Below are 6,263 nucleotides of genomic sequence, written 5' to 3'. Positions count from 1 at the left end.
AAGTGGTGCGCCCATGACCTCAATCTATGGGCTCTGGCGCGCTCGCCCTTGCTCGTCACGCATGGGATGGGCCCACCGAGGGCTACGCCCTGCGCCTGCCTCGATCCACGTTCGTGAGCACCGTCGTAACGCGAAGATCAGTTGAGCTGAAGGAAGGAGAGGCAGTGGCGGAACCACGCCGCGAGCTTCGCGAGCGGAGTCGCCGCGCGCAACTGCCTCACCGTCCTGGCCAAATCCTCCAGGGCGCGAGGCGCGAGCTTTCGGAGTTGGCACTTCAGGTCCGCCCACCACAGCTCGATGGGATTGAAGCAACCTGACCGCGCTCGACCCCGGCTACCGCGCCAGCACCCGCGTGACCGAGGACTCTCCGTGCCAGGAGATCACCCTGACCTACAGCGCGGACAATGCCTGGAGCTCGGAGCACTACTCCACGCCTTCGGACGTGAGCATGTACACGTTCTCGCAGACGCCCTGATCCTCCCCGAAGGAAGTCCATGTCCCAGCAACGTCGTGCGGCTTGCGGTTGCGGTCAGCTCCACCTGACGTGCGAGGGCGAACCCTTGCGTGTCTCGATGTGCCACTGCCTCGCGTGTCAGCAGCGCACCGGCAGCGTCTACGGCGTGCAGGCGCGGTGGAGCACATGGACTGACCTACCGCAGCAGACGCCCGGGTGGGCTTCCCGAACTCCTACCCGTGCGTCGCCGGCTGGGACACGTCCTGCGACGAAGGCTTCTCGTCCCCGCCCTTGCCCCGGCTCAGCCACCTGCCCAGCCGCGTCTTGTAGCGGTCCGCCACCACGTAGAAGGCGGGCACCACGAGCAGGCTCAGCACCGTGGACACCGACAGGCCCCCCAGCACCGCGATGGACATGGGCGCGCGCGTCTCACTGCCCGCGCCCAGGGCCAGCGCCGCCGGCACCGCCGACATCATCGTCGCCGTGGACGTCATCAGGATGGGCCGCAGGCGCACCGGACCCGCGCGCAGCATGGCCTGCATCGCGTCCAGGCCCAGCTCGAGCTGCTGGAGCGCGTAGTCCACCAGGATGATGGAGTTCTTCTTCACGATGCCCATGAGGAGGAGCAGGCCAATCATGCTGAAGATGTTCAGCGTGTTGCCCGTGGCCAGCAGCGCGAACGACGCGCCCGCCACCGACAGCGGCAGGATGGTCAGCACCGTCACCGGGTGCAGGAACGAATTGAACTGCGCGCCCAGCACCATGTACGCGACGGCGATGCCCAGGAAGAGCGCGAAGATGAGGCTGCTCATCGAGTCGCGGAACGCCACGCTCGCGCCGCCCGCCACCACGCGGATGCCTCCGGGCAGGTCCTTGCCCAGTTGTTCCACCGTGGCCAGCGCCTCCTCCTGGTTGGAGCCCGGCGCCACGTTGGCGAACAGGCTGATGGCCCGCTCGCGGTCGCGCCGCGTGATGGCCTGCAACGCGGGCAATTCCTGCTGCGTCACCAGCGACGACAGCGGCACCAGCGTGTTGTTCGCCGTGCGCACCTTCAGCAGCGACAGGTCCTCCGGCCGCGACCGCTGATCCGCCAGCAGCCGCAGGCGCACGTCGATGCGTCGCCCGCCGCTGCTGTACTTGCCCACGCGCACGCCGCCCACCAGCGCGTTCACCGTGGAGGCCACCGCCTGGATGGGCACGCCCACGTCCGCCGCGCGCGCCCGGTCCGGCGTGATGCGCAGCTCCGGCTGGCCCAGTTGGTAGTCCGTGTCCAGGTCCACCACCTTGCCGGACGCCGTGAGCTGATCGCGCAGGGTCTGGCTTGCCTCCACCAGCTTGTCCCAGTCCGAACCGCGCACGCTGAACTCCACCGGGAAGCCGCGCTGCGCGGTGAAGCCCGCCTGCGACAGGTCCTGCACCACCGCGCGCAGGCCCGGGTAGCTGTTCAGCTCCTTGCGCAGCACCTGCGCGAACTCCGCCTGGGACATGCGCTGGTCGCGCGGCAGCAGCGTCAGGTTCATGTTTCCGGAGTTCACGCTGGAACCGCCGCCTCCGCCGCCGCCCACCACCGAGAACACGCGCGTCACCTCCGGCCGGCTGGCGGCGAACTCCTCCGCGCGCTTGAACAGGCGGTTGGTCTCCTCCAGGCTGCTGCCCACCGCCGTCTGCAGGCGCACGGCCATGCGGCCCTGGTCCTGGGACGGCACGAACTCACCGGGGAGCGCCTTGAAGGCGAACGCGCTCAGCACCAGCATCGCCACGGCCACCAGCAGCACCCGGTACGGCCGCACCAGCCCCCAGGCCAGCATGCGCGCGTACAGATTCTCCAGCTTCGTGAAGGCCTTGTCCACCACCACGCCCACGCGACCGCGGTGCTCGCGCGACGTCTTGAGCAGCTGCGCGCACCGCGCGGGCGCCAGGGTGATGGCCTCCACGTAGGACAGCAGCACCGCCACGCACAGCGTGACGCCGAACTGGAGGAAGAACCGGCCGATGATGCCCTTCATGAAGACGACGGGCAGGAAGATGGCCACCACCGCCAGCGTCGCCGCCAGGGCCGCGAAGGTGATCTCCGCTGTGCCCTCACGCGCGGCGCGCACCCGGTCCTTCCCCTCCTCCGCGTGCCGGAAGATGTTCTCCAGCACCATGATGGCGTCGTCCACCACGATGCCCACCGCCAGCGCCAGTCCCAGCAGCGTGAAGGTGTTGAGCGTGAAGCCCAGGAAATAGATGACCGCCACCGTGCCCAACAGCGACATGGGGATGGCCAGGACGACGTTGAGCGTGCTCGACAGCGACCCCAGGAACACCCAGCACACGAAGGCGGTGAGGATGCAGGCGAGGAGCAGCTCGAACTCAATCTCGTGCACGCTCTCCTCGATGAACTGCGTCGAGTCGAAGTTGATGCTCGCGCTCATGCCCTCGGGCAGGTCCTTCTGCAGCTGCGCCAGCACCTGCCGCACCTCCTGGGCCACGGCCACCGCGTTGGCGCCGCGCTGCTTCTTGATGCCCAGGGCCTGCGCGGGCTCACCGTTGACGCGCGCCAGCCGCCGCTCGTCCTCGAAGCCGTCCTCCACGATGGCCACGTCGTGCAGGTACACCGCGCGGCCGCCCTCCTCGCGCACCACCACGTCGCGCAGCGTCTCCAGGTCCAACGCCTCGCCCATGAAGCGCACGTTGACCTCGCGGCCCTCCGTCTCGATGCGGCCGGCGGGCAATTCCACGTGCTCACGCTGGAGCGCGGCGACCAGGTCCGTGACGGTGAGCCCGTGCGAGTCCAGCTTCTGGGCATCCACCCAGATGCGCACGTTGCGCTCCAAGAGGCCACCCAGCATCACCTCGCCCACGCCGGGCACCGTCTGCAGGCGCTCCTTCACGCGGTAGCGGGCGAAGTCGCTCACCACCTGCTGGGAGAAGGGCCCGGACACGCCCAGCCACATGATGGGCTGGTCCTCCGGGTTGGACTTGGAGACGACGGGCGGATCGATGTCCAGCGGCAGCCGGCGCTGGGCCTGGCTCACCTTGGTCTGCACGTCCTGGAGCGCCAGGTCCACGTTGCGCGACAGGTCCAGCTCCACCGTGATGTTGGCGCTGCCCTGGCGCGCGGACGAGGTGATGCTCTTGACGCCCTCCACCTGCGTCACGGCCTCCTCGATGAACTCGACGACGTCCGTCTCCACCGCCTCCGGGTTGGCGCCCTCCCACGACACGGAGATGTTGATGGTGGGGAAGTCGACGTCCGGGAACTGGCTGATGCCGATGCGCTGGGCCGCCACCAGTCCGAAGATGATCGTGGCCGCCATGATCATCCAGGCGAACACGGGCTTCTTGATGCAGACGTCGGTGATGCTCATGGCCGACCTTCCGTGCCCGCCGCCGTGTCCGTGCGGGCCTCGGTCGCGGGCTGCTCGCCGGTGACCTTCGGCTTGGGGCTCTCCGACACGCGCACGGCGACGCCGTCACGCAGCGCCTCGGCGCCGCGCACCACCAGCGTCTCACCGGGCCTCAGCCCCTCCTTCACCTCCACCCGCCCGTCGGATGTGCGCAGGCCCAGCTCCAGGATGCGCTCGCGGGCCTTGTTGTCCGCCACCACGAACGCGAGGAAGCCGCGCTCGCTGGGGCGGATGGCCGTCTGCGGAATCACCGGGCTGCCGCCCCGCGTCTCCACCGGCACGCTCACCGTGGCGAACGCGCCGGGCCGCAGCTTCTGGGCCGCCTCCCCCGTCACCTCCGCCGTCACCGCCACCATGCGGCTCTGGTCATCCGCGCTCGCGGCCACGTAGGTGATCTTCGCGGAATAGCTTCCGCCGTCCGAGCGCACCGTGAACTTCGCGGGCATGCCCGGGGTGATGCGCGTCACGTCCGCGGCGGGCACGTTGAAGCGCAAGAGCAGCGGTTCGCGCCGCAGGAGCGTGGCCAGCACCACGCCCGGCTGCACGTACTGGCCGGTCTGCACCGTGCGCGTCTGGAGGACGCCGTCCATGGGGGCGCGCACGTAGGCGTCGCGCTGGTTGAGCTGCGCCTGCTCCAGCATCGCCTTCGCGGAGGCCACGTCCGCCTGCGCGGTGGCGGCGCGGGCCTGGAACGTCTCCAGCTGTTCGGCGGGCAGCAGGCCCGGGCTCTGCGCGTTGACCTCCGCGCGGCGCTGGGCCCCGGCCTTCGCCTCCACCAGCGAGGCCTGGGCCTTCTGCAACACGGCCTCCGCGGCCCGCACGGCGATGGCGTAGCGCGCGGGTTCGATCTCCGCGAGCGTGTCGCCCTTCTTCACCGCCTGGCCCTCGCTGAAGTTCACCTTCTCCAGCGCGCCCGGCACGCGCGCGGTGATCTGCACGCGCTCGAAGGCCTCCACCGAGCCCACGGCGCTGACGGCGTACTCCACGTCGCGCGTCTCCACCGGCGCGACCTCCACCGGGAACTGGATGGGGCCCCGGCCGGACACGCCGCCCTTGCCGCCCTTGCCACCGCCCGCGGCGACCGCTTCTTCCTTCTTGCAGCCCGGGGCCAGGGACAGCACGGCCAGGGACAGGGCCAGCACTCCAGTGCGTCGCATTGCCTTCACGGTTCCTTCCCCAACGGATTGAGTCCGACAGCGGCCCTCAGGCCCAGCAGCGCCACGCCCAGCCCGTAGCGGTTGCGCGCCAGGGCGACCTCCGCCTCGAAGAGGCTGAGTGACGCGTCCGCCACGGTGAGCGCGGTGGACAGGCCCTGGCGGTACAGGATGCCCGTCTCGGTGGCGTTCTTGCGCGCCGCGCGGGCCGCCTGCTCCGTCTGCGCGAGCGCGGCGCGGGCCGTCTCCAGATTGACCCGCGCCTGTTCGATGTCCACCGTCACCCGCCGCGTGGACGCCTGCGTGTTCAGCTCCGCCGCGTTGGCGTTGGCCACGCGCTCGCGGCGCTCGGCGTAGCGCGTGCCGCCGTCGAAGAGGTTCCAGGTGAGATCCACCGCGAGGAAACCATCGCCGACGTTGCCGTTGAGGCCCGCCTCGTTGGTGAGGCGGTACTGCGCGGTCGCTCCCAGCGAGGGCAGCAGGCGGGCCAGGGGCTCCTTCGCGCTCTCACGCAGCGAGCGCACCCGCAGGTTGGCCGCGAGGATGTCCGGCCGCCGGTCCGTCGCGCCCTGCGTGAGCACCTCCAGCGCCGGGGCGGGCCGCGCGGCGTCCGCGAGCAGCGGCTCCGGTGGGGCAAGCTCCCCCTGGACGGGTTCGACGAGCAGGAAGCCCAGCTCCAGGCGGCTCGTCTCCGCGGTGCCCAGCGCCGCGGCGAGGTTGGCCTCCGCGGTCGCGACCTCCAGCTCCGCGCGGGTGACGTCATTGGTGCTGGCGAGCCCCGCGGAGGCCCGGGCCTGCGCGTCCGCGAGCCCCTGGCGTGCGTAGGCGAGGCGCTGTTCGGCGGCCTGATACACCTGCTGGTTGGCCAGGGTGACGAGGAAGGCGTTGGCGGCGGAGAAGGAGACCTGCCGGCGCGACTCCACCGCGTCCAGCTGCGCCGCCTCGCTCTCCAGCTTCGCGGCCCGGTAGAGCGGGATGCCGCGCGCGTCGAAGAGCGCCACCCGCCCGGTGAAGTTGGCGCCCAGGGCGTTGAACTGCTGGAGGACGACCGTCTGCCCACCGACCTCGCGCGTGGATTCACGCAGGCGGCGCGTGTAGGTGCCGGAAGCCGTGAGGCTGGGCAGGAAGAAGGCGCGGGCGCGGGCGACACGGGCACCGGCGGCCTCGGCGAGCTGCCCAGCGGAGAGCACGGCCTCGTTTCGCTCCGACGCGAGCGCCACGGCGCGCTCCAGCGTCAGCGGGGTGGCGCCGGCATCCGGGGCC

At 70.7% G+C, this 6,263-nt stretch carries 4 protein-coding genes and 1 pseudogene; 2 read left to right on the top strand and 3 right to left on the bottom strand.

Annotated elements, in window-relative coordinates; genetic code table 11:
- Positions 1–352 precede the first annotated feature (352 nt).
- Together D7Y13_RS48830 and D7Y13_RS49605 are read left to right on the top strand one after the other, a co-directional pair.
- Complete coding sequence (locus tag D7Y13_RS48830; protein WP_255425952.1) at positions 353–475, top strand: hypothetical protein; 123 nt, start codon at positions 353–355, stop codon at positions 473–475.
- A 19-nt stretch (positions 476–494) separates the two neighbouring features.
- A pseudogene (locus D7Y13_RS49605) lies at positions 495–626 on the top strand (GFA family protein); the annotation flags it as partial.
- Positions 627–687: 61 nt separating this feature from the next.
- Here the strand turns inward: D7Y13_RS49605 and D7Y13_RS36720 are convergent.
- Genes D7Y13_RS36720 through D7Y13_RS36710 form a run of 3 tightly spaced genes read right to left on the bottom strand, consistent with a single transcriptional unit; the run spans position 688 to position 6,238 of the window.
- A complete protein-coding gene (locus D7Y13_RS36720; protein ID WP_120585955.1) occupies positions 688–3,807 on the bottom strand; it encodes an efflux RND transporter permease subunit in 3,120 nt (1,039 codons plus the stop codon).
- Complete coding sequence (locus D7Y13_RS36715; protein WP_120535817.1) at positions 3,804–5,003, bottom strand: efflux RND transporter periplasmic adaptor subunit; 1,200 nt, start codon at positions 5,001–5,003, stop codon at positions 3,804–3,806. Before D7Y13_RS36715 ends, D7Y13_RS36720 begins: the two co-directional genes overlap by 4 nt.
- A 5-nt stretch (positions 5,004–5,008) precedes the next feature.
- Positions 5,009–6,238: a TolC family protein gene (locus D7Y13_RS36710; protein WP_120535826.1), complete on the bottom strand. Its 1,230-nt coding sequence runs from the start codon at positions 6,236–6,238 to the stop codon at positions 5,009–5,011.
- Between the last annotated feature and the right edge of the window lie 25 nt (positions 6,239–6,263).

Origin of the sequence: Corallococcus praedator (genome assembly GCF_003612125.1) — a bacterium.
GTDB classification, from domain to species: Bacteria; Myxococcota; Myxococcia; order Myxococcales; family Myxococcaceae; genus Corallococcus; species Corallococcus praedator.
The sequence above is the reverse complement of the archived record's forward strand: the minus strand, read 5'-3'. Positions and strand labels throughout refer to the sequence as shown.